Below are 988 nucleotides of genomic sequence, written 5' to 3' on the forward strand. Positions count from 1 at the left end.
CGCGAAGCCCAGGGCGCACGCGAGGTCGAGCTGGCGCGGGGACAGGCCGGTGTCGGGGCCCGCGTCGACCAGGGTGAGCAGCTCGTGGGCGCCCTCGGGCTGACCGCGGCGCCACAGGCCCAGGGCGCCGGCGAAGCGCACCCGCGCGTCGGCGTGGTGGGTCGCGTCGGCGTGCACGCCCCCGGGGGGCAGCTCGCCGAGGACCACGGCGAGCTCGAGCAAGGCCGCGCGCAGCTCGGGGGTCTCGAAGGTCCGCAGCGCCGCCGGGAGGTCGAAGGGAGGCGGCTCGCGCAGCTGAACCAGCGTGCGCACGGCGAGGTGCTGGCGCGGGACGTCGCGCTCGCGCATCCAGGCGTGGGCGCGCGCGATGGCCGGGCGCCGGCCGAGCCACACGAGGGCGTCGACGAGGGCGGCCTCGGCCTCGCGCCGGTCCTCGCCCTCGAGTTCGTCGAGGCCCTCGAGGGCGAGCTCGAAGCCGTCCGCGTGGCCCAGGCGCGCGCTGACGCAGGCCATGGCGAAGCGCTCGCCCGGCAGGCAGGTGCGCCAGGCCTGATGCATCACCGGCCACGCGTCGGGCCCCGCGAGGCTCAGGCCCTCGAGGTGCCCGCGCAGGTTGGAGTCGAGGCGCTCGAGCTCGCCGAAGTCCAGCCCCGAGGAGTGCAGCGCCCGATGGCGCTGAGCCCAGGCAAAGGCCGCGTCCTCGGCGTGCTGGTACACGACCTCCTCGACGAAGCTCGGGCGCGTGAGCGGGGCGTTCACAGGGCGAAGCTCCCGGCTGGGCGCTCGGCGGGCGCGCCGGCCTTCGACGACGCGGGGTGCTCGAGCACCAGGGCCGCCCGCCGACCGCCCAGGCCGCTCGCGGTCACCAGCACCCGCCGGCCCGGCGCCCAGCCCTGGTGCGAGGCGTGCTCGCTGACCACCCAGGCCACGGGCCCCGAGGCGGCGCCGTGGCTGCCCAGGAACTCGGACAGGTGCCACAGCTCGGGGT

At 77.5% G+C, this 988-nt stretch carries 1 protein-coding gene and 1 pseudogene; both read right to left on the reverse strand.

Going from position 1 to position 988, the window contains the following annotated elements:
* Nucleotides 1-759: hypothetical protein (locus PPSIR1_RS41400; protein ID WP_006977324.1), on the reverse strand; the 759-nt coding region annotated here is incomplete at its 3' end.
* Nucleotides 756-988: pseudogene (locus PPSIR1_RS41405) on the reverse strand (hypothetical protein); the annotation flags it as partial. The gene PPSIR1_RS41400 and the pseudogene PPSIR1_RS41405, both read right to left, overlap by 4 nt.

Source organism: Plesiocystis pacifica SIR-1 (assembly GCF_000170895.1).
GTDB lineage: Bacteria > Myxococcota_A > Polyangia > Nannocystales > Nannocystaceae > Plesiocystis > Plesiocystis pacifica.